Genomic DNA, 18164 nt, shown 5'->3' on the forward strand with positions numbered 1-18164 from the left:
CGGTCGACGACTTCGACGATCCCACCGCGCCCGAAGGGCCACTGCGTCCGAACGTGCTGTACCGCATCGCCCGTAGCGCGAAGACCTGACGTCTGAACTGGATCGCCTGATCAGGCTGCGGTGGCGAGGGGGCGTCCGCCCCAGCGGATGCCTTTCTCGCTGCGGATGCGAGCGCGTTCCTTGCGTGGGGCGGCGAGGACATCGGGATGGCGGGCGTTGGCGTTGCGCCAGCGCAGGTAGGTGTGCAGGTATCTGGTCTGCACAGTGTGATTGGGGTGGTTGGAGTTGGCGATGGTGAACTGTCTCAGCGGCCCGAAGTGCGCCTCGACGGGTTTGCCCAGGAGGCGTAGGTCGGGGTGAAGCACAGCCCGACCTTGTGTTTCGTGGCCCAGCGGCGGATGTCGATGCCCTTGTGGCCGGACAGGTTGTCCAGGATCACGTAGATCGGTGCGCCGTCGGGTCGGGCGGCGCGGGTCGACTTCAGTGCGGCCAGCGTGTTCGCGGCCGCCCTTCCTGCGGTGGTTGACTCCCCACAGACACCTCAGGCGTCTAACTCGTCAAGCTGGGCGGCCGTTGTTCGAGTGCGCGTCGATAGCATCGTGGACATGCCGGATGTATGGATCGGTCTCAGCGACGCGGAGCAGCGGAGGAACTGGTGGTGGACCGGCTTCCTGACGCTGGTCTTTGCCGGTGGGGCGGTAGCAGTGGGCCTAGCTGAGCCGGCATCGGACCGATGGTGGTGGGTCGGTGGCTTCGGTGTTGCGTGGTTGGCCTCGGTTTTCTACATGATCAACCGTGGATACGGTCGTACGCTCCTGACTGCGGATGGAATGGAATTCCGTACCTTCGTCAGTCGGCGCTCGATTCCCTGGAGCGAGATCAGTCGAATCGAGAAGCGACAGCACCTCACACGTGGTGGGTACTGGTGGGACCTGCGGGCCGTACGAGTCCGTGGGCGCTCAGTCGCGATTCCGGGGGTCTTCACTAACCGGATGTGGGATGCGGCGTTCGAGCAGAAGCAGTCTGTCATCCACGAGCGTTGGTCGCGCGCAATCGGTGGCTGACGTCATGCCGCGAGAGCCTCGGTGGCCGTGGGGAACGCGACAGCTTCGTCGAAGCGGGTCCCGTGTTCCAGCGCTAGCCTGGCGGGATGGGAGCGATTCTGGTCAGTGCGTGCTTGCGCGGGGTGCCGTGTCGGTTCGACGGGCGGCACAAGGGGTCCTCGGAGATCGAGGCGGCGGTGGCCGGCCGTGAAGTCGTGTCCTTCTGCCCGGAGGTCGCGGGCGGGCTCGTGACCCCGCGGCGGCCCGCGGAGTTGGTGGGCGGCGACGGGTACGACGTGCTCGACGGGACGGCGCGGGTCGTCGACGACAGCGGGCGGGACGTGACGGCGGCATTCGTGGACGGAGCACGACGCGCCCTCGCGGCGGCGCGGAACGCGGGCTGCACCGAGGCACTGCTGATGCCGCGCAGCCCTTCGTGCGGACGCGGTGGGGTGTACGACGGGTCGTTCGCCGGGGAGTTGGTGCCGGGAGACGGGGTCACGGCGGCTCTGCTCGAGCGGAACGGGATCGCCGTACGACCCGCGTCAGGCGTGTGAAGTCTCCTCACCAGGCGATCAGTACGGGCGGCGGATTCCAGCTTCAGCCGTAGCGGTCGAAAAGGGCCTGGAGGTACTCCTCCAGCCGCCCGGTCAGCACGGTGGGGGTCAGCTCGGCGCGGTTTGTCTCGCGCCAGGGGTCGGCGACCTTCTCGGCGTCCGGAGCGAAGGCCAAGGCGTCCAACAGCCGCCAGTAGAGATGGGCGGCGCGGTCCTCGGCCAGCGTCCCTCCCGCCGCGAGGTAGCGGTCGGCGAAGTCCATGCCCGTGGACACACCGTGCAGCAGAGCGAGGGCCGTCGAGCAGTGGGCCACGTCCAGGTCGGCCGGCCCCCAGGAGGTCTCCACCCAGTCGACGACGCCGCTGATCCGCAGACTGTCGCCGTCGCCCGTGAAGAGGACGTTGCCAGGATGGAAGTCCCGGTGCAGGAAGCAGGCCCGGTACTGCGGGGGCTCGCGGCGGATCACGTCCACGGCCCGCCGCCAGAGTTCAGGCCGATCGGTGTCTTCGGGCGGGCTCACTCGCTCGGGAGAGGTCCACGCCTGATAAGTACGAGGTCGTGCCTCGGCGGTCACCGGCAGCCGGTGGATGCGCAGCAACTGACGGGCCAGCAGTTCGGCACGCCGGCCGGCCCCTTCGTCCGCCAGGCGCAGGGTCCCGGGCAACAGGGACATCAGCAGCGACGGGTGGTCGCAGTCACGCGCTGTCGCGTCCACGGCCACCAGCCCGGCCGCGGGCACCTCCGTACCGGCGAGCAGGCGCAGAACGGCTGCTTCGCGGGTCAGCAGACCCTCCGCGTGCCGAACGAAGAAGGGCCTGACGAACGACCGCAGCACCAGCGAGCGCCGACCACCCGGCCCGCAGATGTCCAGACGGCGCATCTCCGACGTCCAGCCGCCACGCAACCGCGTGACTCCTTCGATGCGTTCAGCCTCGGACAGCCCCTTCTCCACCCAGTTGCGCGTCGCACCCCAGCCCTCATCCACGACCATGGCGGCAGGCTATCGATCTCATCGACGGGCCCGCGTGTCAGGTGGTGTGGGAGGAGGGCCGGGCGACCCCGGCCCTCCTCCCAGGTTGTCCCGCTGCCGCCGCGTCCTAAAGGCGCGTCGGGCCGTCGGGGCGTCCGTCAGGCGTGGCCGTCGGGGGACATCAGGAGGGCACCTTCTCCGGTTCGGTGGCCGCCTTGGGGCTGGGCGGGCCGGGGACCGGCAGCGGGCCGCTGCGCAACAGCGCGCCGCTGATGACGGCGCCGAACGCGAAGATGCCGGCGCACCACCAGAACACCCGGGTGTAGCCGTGGATCGTCGCCAGGTGGAACAGGGCCGGCCCCGGCCTCCCTCGGGCGTGGCCGCTCAGGTAGTCCGCGGTGGCGCCGGCCGCGATCGTGTTGAGCAGCGCGGTGCCGATGGCGCCGCCCAGTTGCTGGCCGGTGTTGATGGCAGCCGAGGCGATACCCGCGTCCTGCGGCAGCACCCCGGAGGTGCCGGTGCGCAGGGCCGCGGCGAAGATCATGCCCATACCGAGCCCGACCACCATGGTCGGCCCGAGGATCGTCGAGGCGTAGGCGGAGTCCGGCCCGATCCGGGTGAGCCAGGCCAGGCCGCCGGCGTTGACCAGCATGCCGGCGGTGATCAGCGGCCGTGGGCCGAAGCGCGGCATCAGCCGGATGTTGCCCACGTTGCTCGCCACGGCCGTGACGGCCACCATCGGCAGCAGGGCGAGCCCCGACCTGATCGCCGAGTATCCCAGGCCGGTCTGCATGTAGTAGATGAGGAAGAGCAGCACGCCGAACATGCCGGCGCCGGTGACCAGGGCGGCGATGTAGGAGCCGCCGCGGTTGCGGTCGAGCACGACCCGCGGGGGCAGCAGCGGGTGCTGGGCGCGCCGCTGCCAGAACGAGAACAGGACCACCAGCACACCGCCGGCCACGAGGAAACCCCAGGTCGAGGGGGTGCCCCAGCTGTGCGTCGCCGCCTGGGAGAAGCCGTAGACCAGGCAGAGCATGCCGCCGGACACCACGACCACGCCGGGGACGTCCATCCGGGCGCCCGTGCGCGGTTGCCGGGTCAGCAGCGAGGAGCCGGCGATCAGCGAGAAGGCGGCGAAGACCAGGTTGACGTACATGCACCAGCGCCAGTTCAGAGCGGAGGTCAGCGCGCCGCCGAGGAGCAGGCCCAGGCCGCCGCCGCTGGCCGCGACCGCGCCGAAGACACCGAACGCCTTGCCGCGCTCCCCGGGGTCGGTGAACGTGGTGGACAGCAGCGACAGGGCGGTGGGCGCCAGCAGTGCGGCGAAGACGCCCTGGCAGGCGCGGGCGGCCACCAGCATGGCGAAGCTGTGGGCGGCGCCGCCCACCGCGGAGGCGGTCGCGAAGCCGGCCAGGCCGGCGATGAAGGTCTCCTTGCGCCCGACGAGGTCGGTCAGCCGGCCGCTGAACAGCAACAGGCTGCCGTAGCACAGCGCGTACGCCGTCACGACCCACTGCTTGTCCGCGTCCGAGAAGTGCAGGGCGGTCTGCGCCGACGGCAGCGCCAGGTTCATGACCGTGGCGTCGAGGGTCAGCATGAGGTAGGCGGTGCAGATGACGGCGAGGACCATCCACCGCCGTGGGTCCCCGGCCGCGGGCGCGCCGCTGGGTGTGGACATGAGCTGTCTCCTAGTCGCATTGGTCTGCATGCAAGCTCTGTCCGTATGACCGCTCGCGGCCGCCGGATGTGACAGGCCGTCCGCCGCGGCCTGGACGGCGCCGTCGCCGGCGAACTCCCGTACGGCCGCCCGGCCGCCGGCGTGCCCGGCCGTGGGAAAGGGGCGGGCCACAGCGGCCCGCCCCTTTCCCACGGCGTCGAGACGTGGCGCGGCGGTTCAGCGCAGGACGACGTCGAGGCCGGTGAGCTCCGCCCGGACGTCGATGCCGGTGATCAGGCCGCCGGCGACGCCGAAGCGGTACACGGCCCTCGGCACGCCGTCCGGGGCGTAGGCCAGTCCGGCGGAACCGTCGATGAGGGCGGGCGCCGGATCCCAGGACAGCTTGGCGAAGGCGCGGGCGACGGCGTCGGAACCGCGGATCTCCGCCACCGCGTTCCTCCCCCTGGCCGCGCCCATCCGCACCACCGTCGGGTCGCAGCGGAGCACGATGTCCGGGGCGAGCACGCTCAGCAGCGCCTCGAAGTCGCCGTCGCGGGAAGCGGTGAGGAACGCGCGGATGAGATCGGCCTTGCGGGCCTGGTAGGTCTCGGCGCCCTCGCCCTGCGCCGGTTCGCCCTGCGGGCCCGCGCCCGGTGCGCCCGGTGCGCCCGGTGCGCCCGGTGCGCCCGGGGCGATGCCCTGTCGCTGGAAGCGGCGGCGGGCACGGCTGGCCAGTTGGCGGGCAGCGGCCGGGGTGCGGTCCACGATCGGCGCGATCTCCTCGAAGGGGACGGCGAACATGTCGTGCAGTACGAACGCCAGCCGCTCCGCGGGCGTGAGCGTGTCGAGGATGAGGAGCATGGCGGTGCCGACCGACTCGGAGAGCAGCGCCTCACGCTCCGGGTCGACCGGCGTGTCCATGCGGGGCGGGCCGTCGGTCCCGGGGACGTCCACCAGTTCCTCGCGGCGCGACTGGCGGGACTGGAGCATGTTCAACGACACGCGGGCCACGATGGTGGTCAGCCAGCCGCTCATGTTCTGCACCGCGGCGGCGTCCGAGCGGCTGGCCCTCAGCCAGGTCTCCTGGACGGCGTCGTCCGCCTCGGCCGGCGAGCCGAGCATCCGGTACGCCACCGCCCGCAGGCGGGGGCGGTCGGCCTCGAACCGAGCGGCCAGCCATTCGTGTTCGTTCATCGGGTCACACGCTCCCCACCGGTGCCTCGGATGTCTGACGGGCCGGAGCCCACCCATGTGACGTGCGAGGACCGGAAACTGTGACGTGCCCGGGACGGCCCTGATCCGTCGTTACTGCCCCATGACGTACTTGACGGTCGGTCCGGTGGTCCAGCCGCCGTCCACCGCCAGTTCCGCGCCCGTGACGTAGGACGCGGCGTCCGAGAGCAGGTACACCACGGCGCCCGCGATCTCGAACGGCTCGCCGACCCGCCCCATCGGCGTGTTCGGGTACTTGCCCTCACCCTGTTCGATGCCGACGGACGCGGTCATCGGGGTGTACGTCATCCCGGGGTGCACCGAGTTCACCCGGATGCGGGCCGTGCCCAGCTCCACCGCGCCGATCTTCGTCAGCCCCCGCACGCCCCACTTGGAGGCGCCGTAACCGGCCGTCAGCGCGAGGCCCATCAGGCCCGCGGCGGAGGAGATGTTGACGATCGAACCGCCGCCGTTCTCCTTCATCGCGGGGATCACGGTCTTCATGCCGATGAAGACACCGGTGAGGTTGATGTCGAGCACCTTGCGGAAGTGCTCCACGGACTCGGCCTCAAGAAGCTGACCGGTCGAGATCCCGGCGTTGTTGACGAGGCCGTGGATCCCGCCGAACTCGGCGACCGCGAAGTCGGCCACCCGCTGCCAGTCCTCCTCGGAGGTGACGTCGTGGTGCAGGAAGCGGGCGTGGGCGCCGAGTTCCGCGGCGGTGGCCCTGCCTTCCTCGGCCAGCACATCGGTGATCACCACATGGGCTCCGGCCGCGATCGCCTGACGGGCCGCTTCGGCCCCGAGGCCGCGCGCTCCGCCGGTGATGATCACGTTCTTGCCGGTCAGGTCGTTCATGGTGCGCTCCTTCGTTGTGGTGACGACGCCGTCCTCAGAAGTGGGTGCCGCCGTCGATGCGGACCTCGGTGCCGGTGATGAAGCCGCCGTCCTCGGAACCGAGCATCGCGACCACGGACGCCACGGCCTCGGGACCGGCGAAGCCCTGGCCGAGTGCCGGGGAGAGCTTCGCGAACAGGCTCATGTCGGCGTCCTCGGGCAGCCCCGGACCGACGCTCTGCCTGCTGGCACCGCTGCCGTCGGTCATGCCGGAGGAGATGGAGCCGGGCTGGACGGCGGTGAAGCGGATGCCCCGCTTCGCGTACTCGGCGGCGAGCGCGTGCGTCATGGACTGGATGCCGCCCTTGCTCGCCGCGTACGCGGCCATGTAGGGGTGCGCGAACATCGCGGAGGTCGAGCTGAAGTTGACGACCGCCGCGCCCCGGCCCTCCAGCAGCGCCGGCACGGACTCGCGGATCATGAGGAAGGTACCGACGAGGTTGACCTGGAGGATGCGCGTGAAGTCCTCGAGGCTCGTCTCGTGGGTGTGCGAGGAGCGCAGGATCCCGGCCGCGTTGACCAGGACGTCCAGACCGCCGAGTGCGGTGACGGCGGCGGCGACCCCGGCGCGGACCGAGGCCTCGTCGGCTATGTCGACGACGAGCGTCGTGAGGCGGTCCGCCTGGGCGCCGGCCTTCTCGACGGTGTCGTTCAGCCCTCGCTCGCTGACGTCCGCGGCCACGACGGTACCGCCCTCCGCGAGGATGCGCAGCACCGTGGCCTGACCGATGCCCGAGCCACCGCCGGTGATCAGGACTCGACGGCCTTCGTAGCGGTTCATGTGTTCTCCCAACCGACCCTGCGGATGTCCCGGCCAGGGCCCTGTGACGCCGGCTCTCTCTCGCCTTCGGCGCCTTCGATCGTCTTACACGCTACGCCTTGATGACACGTTTTGCCACCACGTCATTGTGTGCCAAACGGAAGGGGCGGGCCGTATCCTTGTGCGGTGAGCACCCACGCGACCCCCTCCCTGACCGAGCGCCGCAAGGCCGCCACGCAGCTCGAGATCGCGCACGCGGCGATGGAGTTGTTCGCCACGCGAGGCCCGCAGGGCACGACGGCCGAGGAGATCGCCCGGCGTGCGGGGATCGCGCTGCGGACCTTCTACCGGTACTTCCGCTCCAAGGAGGACGCCGTGAGCCCCCTGCTCTCGGTCGGCGGCGACCGCTGGCGGGCACTCCTGGAGGCCACGGAGCCGGGGACGGCACTCCCCCAAGCGCTGGAGTCCGCGGTCGAGCAGGCGCTGCTCCCGCCGGACGAGGAGGCCGCTCAGGCGTTGCTGCGCACGCGCGGACTACTGCGGGCCGCGGCCGAGGACCCCGCGCTGCGGGCGGTCTGGTACCGGGTCAACCAGGAATCCGAGGAACGACTCGTCCCGGTGATCGCCCGGCTCTCGGGCGGGCGCGCGGAGGACTTGGCGGTACGGCTCACCGCGGCCGCCGCCACCGACGCGATCCGGATCTCCCTGGAGACGTGGGCCGGCACGGAGGCCGGGGTCGAGGGACCCGGCTCCCCCGCCGACCTCGCGGTCCGGTGCCTGCGCCAATTCGGGCACACAGCAGGCTCGTTGGGGTCCGGCGACGGGGGCGCTCGGTAACGAGCGTGCGCATGGCCGGTGGTGAGGCCTCGGCAACCGCGACCGCCGCGACCCTCACCTCCCGGCCGTGACCGAGGCCACGGCCGAAACCCCCGGCACGGCGCGTAAAGGAAACGTTCAGGCAATCGCTGGCACGGTCGGGCCTCATGACCTACGAAGCCTCCGAAACCACTGCGACACCGGCGGCCGGCCTCGGCACCCGGATGCGCTGGAACAAGGTGCCCGAAGTCACCGTCTACTTCTGGATCATCAAGGTGCTGTGCACGACGGTCGGTGAGACCGCGGCGGACCTGCTGAACGAGAAGGCCGGCCTCGGTCTGACCGGTGTGTCGGTTCTGATGAGCGCCCTGCTGGCCGGGGTGCTGGTCGTGCAGTTCCGCACCCGCGCCTACCGCCCGGGCGTGTACTGGCTCGCCGTGGCCCTGATCAGCGTCGTGGGCACGTTGATCAGCGACAACCTCACCGACAACATGGGAGTGCCGCTGGAGACGAGCACCACGGTGTTCGCCGTCGCCCTCGCGGTCGTGTTCGCCGTCTGGTACCGGCGTGAGCGGACCCTGTCCATCCATCACGTCGACACCGTGAGCCGTGAATCCTTCTACTGGCTGGCCGTGCTCTTCACCTTCGCCCTCGGCACCGCCGCCGGGGACCTCGTCTCGGAGCGGATGGCTCTCGGCTACTGGCTCTCCGCCGCACTGTTCGCCCTCGCGATCGCGGCGGTTGCCGTGGCTCACTTCACGCTCGGCCTGAACGCCGTGTGGAGTTTCTGGATCGCGTACGTCCTGACCCGTCCGCTGGGTGCCTCCATAGGCGACTATCTCTCCCAGCCGAGCGCGGACGGCGGTCTCGGACTGGGCACCGTCGTGACCAGCGCGCTCTTCCTGGCAGTCGTCCTCGGTCTGGTGGTGTACCTGTCGGTGACGCGCCGGGACGTGATCGAGCCGGGGCGGAGCGTCCGGCGAACGACTGTCTGAAACCGGCAGAGCGGGGCGTTCAGGTTGTTTTCAGGATGTTCCTGTCATTGTGGAGCGTCGGCTGTGTCCTCACGGCCGACGCATCCCGACAAGGCGCTCGTCCCCCGGCACGGGCGCCCCGCTGTTCCACGAACAGGAGCGTAGGACGATGGAGCGACCCGAAGTCCTCACCGACCTCGACGTCGCGGGCACGTACCGCCCGGCGGCCGGTACGGCGAAGTCGGTGATGAAGAAACTGCCCGAGGCCACCCTCGCGTTCTGGATCATGAAGATCGCGGCGACCACCCTGGGAGAGACGGCCGGGGACCTCTTCGCGCAGACCCTGAAGCTGGGCTACTTCCTCACCACGATCGCCCTGTTCCTGGTCTTCGTGGTGACCCTGGCCGTCCAGCTCGGATCACGCCGCTACAACCCGTTCTTCTACTGGACCGTGATCCTGTCGACCAGCATGGCCGGCACCACGATGTCCGACTTCATGAACCGCGACGCCAGCGCGAAGTACCTTTCGGACGGCGCCACGTCGCTCGGCTGGGGGCCGCAGGGCCTCGGGCTCGGATACCCGGCGGGCGCCGCGATCCTCATCTCGATCCTGCTGGTCATCTTCACCGTCTGGAAGCTGTCCGGGATGACGTTCCAGATCCGCGACATCGTCACCTTCCGCAGTGAGGCGTTGTTCTGGTCGGCGATCCTCGTCTCCAACACGCTCGGTACCTCGATGGGCGACTTCCTCTCGGACAGCTCAGGACTCGGCTACGCCGGTGGCGCGCTGCTCGTCACCGGCGCCCTGGCCGTCCTGGTGATGCTGATGAAGGTGCCCGCGGTGCCGAACGTGCTTCTGTTCTGGATCGCGTTCGTCCTCACCCGCCCGCTGGGCGCCACCGCGGGGGACTTCCTCACCAAGCCGGTCGCCAAGGGCGGTCTGGAGCTGGGCACGGCGGGTTCGTCGGCGGTGCTGCTGGCGATCCTGTTCGGCCTGATGACCTACGCACAGGTGCGTGAGCGCAGGACCACCGCCTCGGCGCCCGAGGCGGAAGCGGTCAGCCGGCCGGCACGCTGACGGTGAACCGCGCCCCGGGCGCGTGATCGGGCTCGTGGGACACCTCGCCGCCGACGGCGCGGGCAAGGCGCCGGGCCAGCGGCAGTCCCAGGCCCGCGCCGTCGTGTCCGTCGTCACGGTCGGCGCGCCGTCCGGGCTGGAACAGCTCGGCCTCAAAGGCCGCGGGTACGCCTGGACCGTCGTCGATGACATCGATACGTACGGCCGCGGGTGGGTGACGCACGACGACGGTCACGCTGGAGTGCGCGTACCGAGCGGCATTGGCCAGCAGCGGACTGACGATCCGCTCGAGCAGGGCGGGTGCGATCCCCGCCGTCGGGCCCGGATCAGCCGCCTCGACGGTGGCCCTCACGCCCGGTGGCGTTCCAAGCCGCTCGATCAGCCCGCGCAGAACGGGCACGACGTCCACGGTGCCGGGGACCGCCGAGGGATTCACGGCGTTTTCGCGGGCCTCGCTCAGCAGGGTGTCGCAGATGGTGCGCATGGACTGCGCGGCCTCGTCCACCACCTCATGGGTGGCTTGGGTCTCAGCCGCCGACCGCGGCCGGGACCGCCACCAGTCGAGTTCGATGATGATGCGGCTGAGCGGGGTGCGCAGTTCGTGGGAGAGTTCCGCCGTGAGCTGCCGCTCGTGGCGCAGCACCGCGCGTATGCGGTCCAGCAGCGCGTCCAGCGAGGCACCGAGCCGGGCGAGCTCGGCGGGCCGTTCCGCGAAGCCGAAGCGTTCGTCGGAGGCGACGGCGCTCCAGTGCGTGGCCTGGTCGGTCATCGTGCGCACCGGGCGCAGCGCTCTGCCGACGGCCAGGCGGGTCAGCGCGTAGGTGCACGCGAGCATGACGGCGTCCAGGGCCAGTGACGCCAGCAACAGGGTGTCGGCCGAACTTCGGTAGGGGGCGAGGTTCAGCGCGGTGACCACCATGGCGGCGGTGTGGCGGCCGGGTACGGGCTGGGAGCACAGCCGGACGTTCTCGGCGGGGACGCTCGTGCAGGCGCGCCGTCCCACGGCCGCGAGGTGTACGGCGGCTCTGGTCAGAGGGCTGTGGACCGTGGTGGAGGGCGGCTGTTCGAGCAGACGTGTCCCGGCGTAGATCCACACGTTCGCGTCGAGCAGTTGGTCGTTGGCGCTTTCCACGACCCGTACCCGGGGGCCGCTGGTGTCGACGGTCGTGGCGACGGCGGCGGCCCGGGTCCGCAGCTCGTCGTCCGCCTGGTGCTGGAGGTGCCGGCTCGTCGCGACGTTGAAGGCCACGGTCAGGACGGTCATGAGGAGCGCGGCGGTGGTCAGGGCCACGAGCGAGAGCCGGCCGCGCAGCGTGCGGGGGGTCAGGCGGCCCAGGAGCCGTTTCATGACAACCGGTGTCCGATCCCGCGGGCCGTGCCGATGGTCAGGCCGCTGCCGGCCGTCCGCAGCTTGCGGCGCAACCGGGTCAGGTACTGGTCCAGGGTGTTGTCGCTGACCTGTGCGCCCGCCGGCCAGGCCGCCCGGACCAGGTCACGACGGCGGACGATGCTTCCGTCCGCGGCGACCAGGGCGGCCAGCAGGCGGAACTCGGTCGGGGACATGGCGAGGTGGGCGTCGCGCACGGTCACGCTGTGCTCGACCGCGTCCAGGACCAGCTCTCCGGCCGTGGCGGGGGGCATCGGCCCAGCGCGTTTGAGCGCCGCTCGCAGCCGGGCGACGAGCTCGGCGAGGTGGAACGGTTTGGGCAGGTAGTCGTCGCCTCCGGCGGAGAACCCGGCCAGCCGGTCGGTGAGCTGGTGCCGGGCCGTGAGGAAGACGATCGGGGCACGGAACCCGTTGGCGCGCATCGCCTGGCACACGTCCCGGCCGTCCGCGTCGGGCAGCCCGATGTCGAGGACCGCGGCGGAGACGTCCTCGGTGACCAGGCGCAGGGCGGTGGCGCCGTCGGCGGCGCAGACAGGCTCGAATTCCTCGTCGGACAGGCTGCGGCGCAGGACGTCACGCAGGGCGTGGTCGTCTTCGACGACCAGGATCTTGCGGCGCATGCTCCTCCGTTCTCCGGTGCCCGTTTCTGGCGATCGGCCCGGCATGCGCCAGGGCCGGCCACCACCTCGTAGACCGTCTACCGCACTGTAGACGACGAGGGGGCGACGGGGCCGCTCAAGGTCCCGTGGTCACGGAGCGCGCCGACGCCGTAACGGCGTCGGTCGCGGGTGTCGGGGCCCCGGCCCCGCTCACAAGCGTCGGCTGCGGGGCCCGGCCCACCGGCCGGTCAGAACCACTTGACGGCGGCGACGGCGATCAACGCGGCGGCGGCACCGAGTCCGCCGAGGACGGCGGCGCCCAAGGCGATCTTCACACTGACGGGCTGCACCTCCCGCCAGCCCAGTTTCCCGGCCACACCGCGGATCAGCCGGTGCCCCTCGGCGGACGAGAAGGTGTACTGCTCGGAGCCGGAGCCGCCCAGGGTCCGGTTCGTGGTGACGGACACGCTCCGACCGACGGACACCGTCCTTCCCAGCCGCACTCCGCCCAGGCCCGCCTCGTACTCGACGGTGCGGACGACATCCGTCAGCGTGAAGACCTTCTCCCCGGGGCGCAGCGCGACGCGGTAGGTGTGCACCTGGGTGATCCGGTGGCGGGTCAGCAGATCCCGCCACTGCGGGACGTCGACGTCCACGGTCAGCTCGAAACCCTCTTCCGTCCGGTGCATCCGGTACGGCGTGTCCGCGGCGGCGTCCTCGATGCGGGCGTACAACTCGTCAGCAGTGGCTGCGCCGTTGGCTTCTCTCACGGGCCCACAGGCTAGCAGCGTGTCTCACTCGTGGGGTACGACAGCCAGCGGGCAGCGGACGTGGTGGACGGCGGCATGGGTGACGGGGCCGATCCGCGGAACCGTCGGCCGCTCGGACCGGCGGCGGCCGACGACGAGGAGGCTCGCCGCGGAGGCGGCCCGGACCAGCACGGTGGAGGCCTTGCCCTCCACGACGGTCTCCAGGACCTCGATCTCGGGGTACTTGTCGCGCCACACCTTCAGCACGGTGGACAGGAAGCCCCGCCACTCCGCGGCCTGCGCGGGATCGTTGATCAGACCGATGTCCCCGGGGCCGAGACTGATCGCGGACGGCGGCTGCCAGGCGTACACGACACGCAGCCGGGCGTGCCGCAGCCGGGCCGCCTCGAACGCGAACTCGAGCACCTCGTCGCAGGCGTCGGCGAGGTCGATGCCGAGCACCACGTCGCGGAACCCGGTGCGGGTGGACGGGCTGCCGTCGTCGGCCGGGACGTGCTCGTCCTCGGCCTCCTCCCCGGCCCGTACGAGCACCACGGGGCGCGGGGCCGTCGCGACCACCCCCTGGGCGACGGAGCCGACCAGGACTCCGGTGAACCCGCTGAGGCCCCGCGAGCCCAGCACCAGCAGTTCGGCCCGCTCGGTGGCCTTCAACAGCGCCGCGGTCGCCGGGCCCTCGACCTGCTCGTCGGTGAGGTGCACGTCGGGCACGAAGCCGCGGACGCGCTCCTCGGCCTGCCGCAACGTGCGTCGCGCCAGTTGCCGCTGCGCCGCGTTCGCGGGTTCACCCTCCGCCTGACGGCGTTGCCAGTTCCGGGCGTGGACCAGTCGCAGCGGTCGGTCGCGACGCACCGCCTCACGGGCGGCCCACTCGACGGCGGCGAGACTCTCGGCAGATCCGTCCACTCCGACGATGACAGGCGACAGCATGGCGCGCACCTCCTGCGCTCGGTCTGCTCGTTACTGTCAGTGTCTTCTGGCGGTCACCCGGTGGGTATGGGCCGCAAGGACTCCGCCGGACCCGTTCGGCCCCTGCGCCGACCCTCGCCGACTCCCCCGCACCGGACAACTCGTCGACCGGACCGAAGACTTCCCGCACATCACGCTCAAAACGGTCTCACGGCGAAAGACGCCCCGCCAGCCGACGGCTCGGCGGCTCGGCGGCTGGAGCACGAGCGCTTCCCGGGAAGGGACGCGCGCCCGAAGGGTGGCGGTCAGTCCTGTCGCCGTGCGACCGCCTCGACCAGCCGCCGGATGTCGTCCAGGTCGGCCTCGAACTCGGCGGTGAGGTCGACGGGCAGGTCCAGCCATGGCGCGAGCCTGCTGTGGCCGGGGAGTTCGCCCTCCGGGAGCCGGCCGCGACGGCCGCGCGGGTCGAGCGTGCCGGAAGCGAAGCGGCCCGAGGCCTCGGAGGCGGCGAACCCGATCGCGAAGGTGCTGACGAGGCGTTCCAGTCGGGGCACTTCGGGCTCGGGAACCCCGGCTTCGATGAGTGCCGTGTAGATGATGTCCACCGCGCGCACGGCGTCCGGGGTGACGGCGGGCCGTGAGAAGAGCAGGTACGCGGCCCAGGGGTGACGGTGGGTCACCGCCCGGCACGCGCGCGCGAGGGCGCCGAGCCGTTCGTCCCAGGCCTGGTTCTCGACGGCCTCCGACGGCAGGAGCGCGGCAAGCAGGCGGCCGACCATTCCGTCCAGGAGCGCGGCCTTGTCCTCGACGTGCCGGTACAAGGCCATCGGCGTCACGCCGACACGGTCGGCCACCGCGCGCATCGAGACGGCTTCGAGGCCGCGCTCGTCCGCGACGGCCAGCGCCGCGTCCAGAATCTCTTCCCGCCTGCCGCTCATGGGTCTACAGTGTAGACGTATACGGTGTAGACCTCACGGGGGCAGGATGCTCGTCTCAGAAGGCTTGGTGAAGTGTTACGGCCGGCGTCGCGCGCTCGACGGCTTCGACCTGACGGTCGCACCCGGCGAGATCGTCGGCCTGATCGGGCACAACGGTGCCGGTAAGACCACGTTCGTCGAGATCGTCACCGGTCTCGTGCGTCCCGACGCGGGCCGGATCCGCATCGGGACGCACGACGCGCTGCGGGCCGGCCGGGCCGCGCGGCGGCTCCTCGGTGTGGCTCCGCAGGAGCCGGCCCTGTACGGCGGCGTCACGGTGCGGGAGAACCTGCGCCTGCTCGCCGGACTGGCGGGGCTGCGCGGGCGGGTCCGCGACGCGGAGATCACCCGCGTCCTGGACGAGCTTCACCTGGCCGCTGTCGCGGACCGGCCCGCGGGCGCCCTGTCCGGTGGTCAGCGCCGCCGCGTCCAGGCGGCCACCGCCCTCGTCGGCTCTCCCCCGTTGCTCCTGCTGGACGAACCGACCGCCGGCGCCGACCCGGAGACCCGCTCGGCCCTGCTGGCCGCCGTCAAGTCCCGTGCCGAGGCCGGTGCCGCCGTCCTCTACACCACCCACTATCTGCCGGAACTCGTCGATCTCGACGCCACGTTGGCGCTCGCCCGCGCTGGTCGTGTCATCGCGCGAGGCACCCAGGACGAACTCACCCGCCATCTGCCGGGCGAACTGCGGCTCACCTTCACCGACCCGGCCGAACCCGAACTGCGGGTGCCGACCACGGATCCCGGTGCCGACCTGGCAGCCCTGCTCGCCTCAGGCCGCACGCCCGCCTCCGTCGACATCCGGCGCCCCGGCCTGGACGACCTCTACCACTCCCTGGAAGCAGCAGTGACCGACGAGAAGCCGGAGCCCCGTGATGTCGCCGCGTGAATCCGCCACCCGCGTGAGCGTCCTGGTGCGCCACAACGCGCTGTTGATGCTGCGCGAGCCCGGCCCGCTCCTGAGCCGGATGATCCTGCCACTCGTCTTCCTCACCCTGCTGCGCCCGCTCTACCTGGCCGCACAAGGCGGGGCGGCCGGCACCGAGCAGGCGGTCGTCGGCACACTGGTCACCTTCTCGCTCCTCGCGCTCTCGCTCTCCGGCAGCGCGATCCTCTCCGAACGGCTCGGCCGCACGTGGGATCGGCTGCGCGGTACGCCCCTGCACCCCGCGGAGATGCTCGCGGGCAAGGCGATACCCGTCCTCGCCGCCCTGCTCGCGCAGCAATTTCTGATCCTCGGCTACGGCATGTGCGTTCTCGGGGTGAGGATGCCGCATCCGCTCCTGCTGCTGGGGGTCCTGCTGTGTTGGAGCTGCACGCTGCTCGGCCTCGGCGCCCTGCTCGGTGTGCTGGCCCGCAGCGTGGGCGAGCTCTCGGCCGCCTACGACATCGGGGGCATGCTGCTCAGCAGTGTCGGAGGCGCGCTCGTCCCGCTCAGCGTCCTTCCCACCTGGGTCGGGGTCGTGGCCCCGGTCTCCCCCGGCTACTGGGCCGCCCGGGGTCTGCGGGCCGCCCTCCACGGCGACACGCACGGTGTGGCGGCGGCCTGCGGCACGCTCGCCGCCGTGGCACTGGTCTGCGGCACCCTGGCCTCCGCCCGGCTTCAGGGCCGCAGCGGACGGCTGGTGGCTCTCTAGGAGCTTTCGCAACGGGCTCCCGTGCCGCGACCGGTGGTCAGAGGCTGGAGAGCAGACCGTCGAGCGGGGCCGGTATCCGGTCGGGATCAAGGGCCTTGACGAGGACACGGCCGTAGTGGATCTTGCGGCCTTTCTTCGTCCCGAGGAAGCGCCTGAACTGCCGCTGTGGGGTGCGGCCCTGCTGCGCGGGTTGGCGCAGGAAGGTCCGCAGGGCACGGTGGTCGCCCTCCTCCCGGACGAGTTCCTCCACGCGTGCCACGCCCAGCACGCGGATGAGCTCGTCCTCCAGGTCCGCCGCGCAGACGAAGAAGGCCTGTTGCGCCGCACCGACCCGTTCGAAGCCGCGCGCGTAGTAGGGGCTCTCCGCCTCGTCGCACAGTCCCGTGAGACGGAGACCCAGGCCCGGTGAACCGAGCAGTCGGGCATACCGCCCGATGCTCATCGCACCGCCGATCGGCAGGACGCAGACCCCTTCGGCCGCCAGGTCCCGGCCGCGGCTCTCCGCCAGCGCCTCGACCGCCGCGGCGTCGCTCGGCCCTTCGAGCAGGACGACCGCCCGGACCGGCAGCCGCGCGGCCAACTCGTGCGCTGGGTCGGCGGGGCCACCCGCCGCCCACGCGGTGACCGCGTCCCGGAACGTTCCCATGTCAGCCATGAGACGAGTCTCGGCCCCTTCCGGCCGCGGCGCGAGGGAATTACCGCGGGCCCCTCGTCAGCGGAGGGGCCCGGCCGCCCGAGGCACCCGGAGGCGTACGGCCATGCCGGCCATCGGCACCACGGGGCACCGGTCCCCTCCCGCGCGGCGGCGCGTCAGTCGTGGGCGACGACGGCGACGGGGGCGGCGCAGTGGTGCAGGACCGCGTGGACCACGGGGCCGAGCCGGGCGCCGAAGGAGGTCCGGCGGACACGCCGGCCGACGACGACCAGGGATGCCTCGCGGGAGGCCTCGATCAGCAGGAGGGAGGGGCTGCCGAAGTGGGGCTGCTCGACGACCTCCACGCCGGGGAACTTCTGCCGCCAGGGACGCAGCACCTCGGTCACGGCGGCGGCCTCGGCCTTCGCCGTCTCCCGCTCGACCGCGGGTTCCAGAGCCATGCCGTAGGCGTAGTAGGGCGGCGGCTTCCAGCCGTGGACGACGCGCAGCGGCACGTTCCGGCGCGCGGCAGCGTCAAACGCGAACGCGAGCAGCGCCTCGTCGGGGCTGCCGACGTCGAGCCCCAGGACGACGGGTCGGGTCGCGGCCGTGGTGGACGGGGCACCGGTCTCGTCCCTCGCGGGCTCCTCGACGGCCTGCTCGCCGGCACGGACCAGGACGACGGGCCGCTCGGTGGACGCCACCGCCGCCAACCCGACCGAGCCGACCAGGAAGCCACGGATCCCGCCCAGGCCGCGCGAGCCGAGGACGAGCAGTTCGGCGTCCCGTGCCGCACGGGCGAGGGCCTCGGCCGGCTGTCCCGTGACGTGTTGGGTGGTCACCTCGACGCCGGGATGGCCCGACCGGAGCTCTTCCGCAGCCTCGCGCAGCACCTTCTCGGTCCAGTGCTGGTGGGTGTCGGCGCCGAGCAGCATCGCCAGGGCCATGGGCTCCGGTACCGGCTCCCGGACCTGGACGAGCTTCACCGGCAGTCCGCGCTGTTGTGCCTCGCGGGCCGCCCACTCGGCGGCGGCCCGGCTCTCGGGGGACCCGTCGAGGCCGACGGTGATGGTGCGGGGCATGGTCTCCACCTTCCAGTGTCGTGTTCAGGTGTGCGGGGAGTGCTGCGCGACCGGGGCCGTGGTCCTTCACCGGGGCCGAAGGACCGGTGCGGCGGGGGGGGGGCGGGGCGCGGGGGGGGGGGGCCCGCGCGCCCCCCGGGGGGCCCCCGGGGGGGGGGTGGGGGCCCCCCCGGGGGGGGGGGGGGCCCCCGCCCCCCCCCCCCCCCCC

19 protein-coding genes and 1 pseudogene are annotated in these 18164 nt (G+C 71.8%); 7 read left to right on the forward strand and 13 right to left on the reverse strand.

The features are described 5' to 3' along the window. Positions 1–110: 110 nt before the first annotated feature. Positions 111–536, reverse strand: a pseudogene (locus ACIHCX_RS32545) (transposase); the annotation flags it as partial. Positions 537–605: 69 nt separating this feature from the next. Between ACIHCX_RS32545 and ACIHCX_RS32550 the strand changes: the two are divergent. After that, entirely contained in the window at positions 606–1064 is a 459-nt protein-coding gene (locus ACIHCX_RS32550) for a PH domain-containing protein (RefSeq protein ID WP_400035929.1), read from the forward strand. 86 nt (positions 1065–1150) lie between these two features. Beyond that, positions 1151–1600, forward strand: a complete 450-nt coding sequence (locus ACIHCX_RS32555) for a DUF523 domain-containing protein (protein WP_400035931.1) — start codon at positions 1151–1153, stop codon at positions 1598–1600. Between the two features lie 43 nt (positions 1601–1643). Here the strand turns inward: ACIHCX_RS32555 and ACIHCX_RS32560 are convergent, their stop codons facing one another. From ACIHCX_RS32560 to ACIHCX_RS32580, 5 genes are all read right to left on the reverse strand, one after another. Next, positions 1644–2591 (reverse strand): phosphotransferase family protein, encoded by a 948-nt coding sequence (locus ACIHCX_RS32560; protein ID WP_400035933.1) that lies wholly within the window; start codon positions 2589–2591, stop codon positions 1644–1646. A 160-nt stretch (positions 2592–2751) separates the two neighbouring features. After that, positions 2752–4248 (reverse strand): MFS transporter, encoded by a 1497-nt coding sequence (locus tag ACIHCX_RS32565; RefSeq protein ID WP_400035935.1) that lies wholly within the window; start codon positions 4246–4248, stop codon positions 2752–2754. A gap of 216 nt (positions 4249–4464) precedes the next feature. After that, a complete protein-coding gene (locus tag ACIHCX_RS32570) occupies positions 4465–5421 on the reverse strand; it encodes a sigma-70 family RNA polymerase sigma factor (protein ID WP_400035937.1) in 957 nt (318 codons plus the stop codon). A 111-nt stretch (positions 5422–5532) separates the two neighbouring features. Next, positions 5533–6297, reverse strand: a complete 765-nt coding sequence (locus ACIHCX_RS32575) for a glucose 1-dehydrogenase (protein ID WP_400035940.1) — start codon at positions 6295–6297, stop codon at positions 5533–5535. Positions 6298–6331: 34 nt separating this feature from the next. Beyond that, positions 6332–7117 (reverse strand): SDR family NAD(P)-dependent oxidoreductase, encoded by a 786-nt coding sequence (locus ACIHCX_RS32580; RefSeq protein ID WP_400035942.1) that lies wholly within the window; start codon positions 7115–7117, stop codon positions 6332–6334. Between the two features lie 165 nt (positions 7118–7282). On the opposite strand from ACIHCX_RS32580, the gene ACIHCX_RS32585 reads away from it, so the two are divergent. From ACIHCX_RS32585 to ACIHCX_RS32595, 3 genes are all read left to right on the forward strand, one after another. After that, complete coding sequence (locus ACIHCX_RS32585) at positions 7283–7933, forward strand: TetR family transcriptional regulator (protein WP_400035944.1); 651 nt, start codon at positions 7283–7285, stop codon at positions 7931–7933. A gap of 146 nt (positions 7934–8079) precedes the next feature. Beyond that, positions 8080–8907: a hypothetical protein gene (locus tag ACIHCX_RS32590; RefSeq protein ID WP_400035946.1), complete on the forward strand. Its 828-nt coding sequence runs from the start codon at positions 8080–8082 to the stop codon at positions 8905–8907. Between the two features lie 148 nt (positions 8908–9055). Beyond that, a complete protein-coding gene (locus ACIHCX_RS32595) occupies positions 9056–9964 on the forward strand; it encodes a hypothetical protein (protein ID WP_400035948.1) in 909 nt (302 codons plus the stop codon). Here the strand turns inward: ACIHCX_RS32595 and ACIHCX_RS32600 are convergent. From ACIHCX_RS32600 to ACIHCX_RS32620, 5 genes are all read right to left on the reverse strand, one after another. After that, positions 9945–11312 (reverse strand): sensor histidine kinase, encoded by a 1368-nt coding sequence (locus ACIHCX_RS32600; protein ID WP_400035950.1) that lies wholly within the window; start codon positions 11310–11312, stop codon positions 9945–9947. The two genes, ACIHCX_RS32595 and ACIHCX_RS32600, sit on opposite strands and share 20 nt — an antisense overlap. Beyond that, positions 11309–11971, reverse strand: coding sequence for a response regulator transcription factor (locus ACIHCX_RS32605; RefSeq protein WP_400035952.1), 663 nt, complete (start codon positions 11969–11971; stop codon positions 11309–11311). Before ACIHCX_RS32605 ends, ACIHCX_RS32600 begins: the two co-directional genes overlap by 4 nt. Positions 11972–12198: 227 nt before the next feature. Further along, a complete protein-coding gene (locus ACIHCX_RS32610) occupies positions 12199–12720 on the reverse strand; it encodes a hypothetical protein (RefSeq protein ID WP_400035954.1) in 522 nt (173 codons plus the stop codon). A gap of 24 nt (positions 12721–12744) precedes the next feature. Further along, complete coding sequence (locus ACIHCX_RS32615) at positions 12745–13647, reverse strand: universal stress protein (protein ID WP_400035956.1); 903 nt, start codon at positions 13645–13647, stop codon at positions 12745–12747. 284 nt (positions 13648–13931) lie between these two features. Further along, a complete protein-coding gene (locus ACIHCX_RS32620; RefSeq protein WP_400035959.1) occupies positions 13932–14564 on the reverse strand; it encodes a TetR/AcrR family transcriptional regulator in 633 nt (210 codons plus the stop codon). Between the two features lie 46 nt (positions 14565–14610). Between ACIHCX_RS32620 and ACIHCX_RS32625 the strand changes: the two genes are divergently transcribed. Together ACIHCX_RS32625 and ACIHCX_RS32630 are read left to right on the forward strand one after the other, a co-directional pair. Then, positions 14611–15492, forward strand: a complete 882-nt coding sequence (locus ACIHCX_RS32625) for an ABC transporter ATP-binding protein (protein ID WP_400035961.1) — start codon at positions 14611–14613, stop codon at positions 15490–15492. Further along, complete coding sequence (locus ACIHCX_RS32630) at positions 15479–16240, forward strand: ABC transporter permease (protein ID WP_400035963.1); 762 nt, start codon at positions 15479–15481, stop codon at positions 16238–16240. Before ACIHCX_RS32625 ends, ACIHCX_RS32630 begins: the two co-directional genes overlap by 14 nt. 37 nt (positions 16241–16277) lie before the next feature. Here the strand turns inward: ACIHCX_RS32630 and ACIHCX_RS32635 are convergent, their stop codons facing one another. Continuing rightward, complete coding sequence (locus tag ACIHCX_RS32635; RefSeq protein WP_400035965.1) at positions 16278–16895, reverse strand: TOPRIM nucleotidyl transferase/hydrolase domain-containing protein; 618 nt, start codon at positions 16893–16895, stop codon at positions 16278–16280. A 155-nt stretch (positions 16896–17050) separates the two neighbouring features. After that, positions 17051–17956 carry a universal stress protein gene (locus ACIHCX_RS32640; protein WP_400035967.1) on the reverse strand — a complete coding sequence of 302 codons (906 nt, stop codon included), beginning with the start codon at positions 17954–17956 and terminating at the stop codon, positions 17051–17053. Positions 17957–18164 lie beyond the last annotated feature (208 nt).

It is taken from the genome of Streptomyces sp. NPDC052043, from assembly GCF_044548235.1.
In the GTDB taxonomy this organism is placed as follows: Bacteria; Actinomycetota; Actinomycetes; order Streptomycetales; family Streptomycetaceae; genus Streptomyces.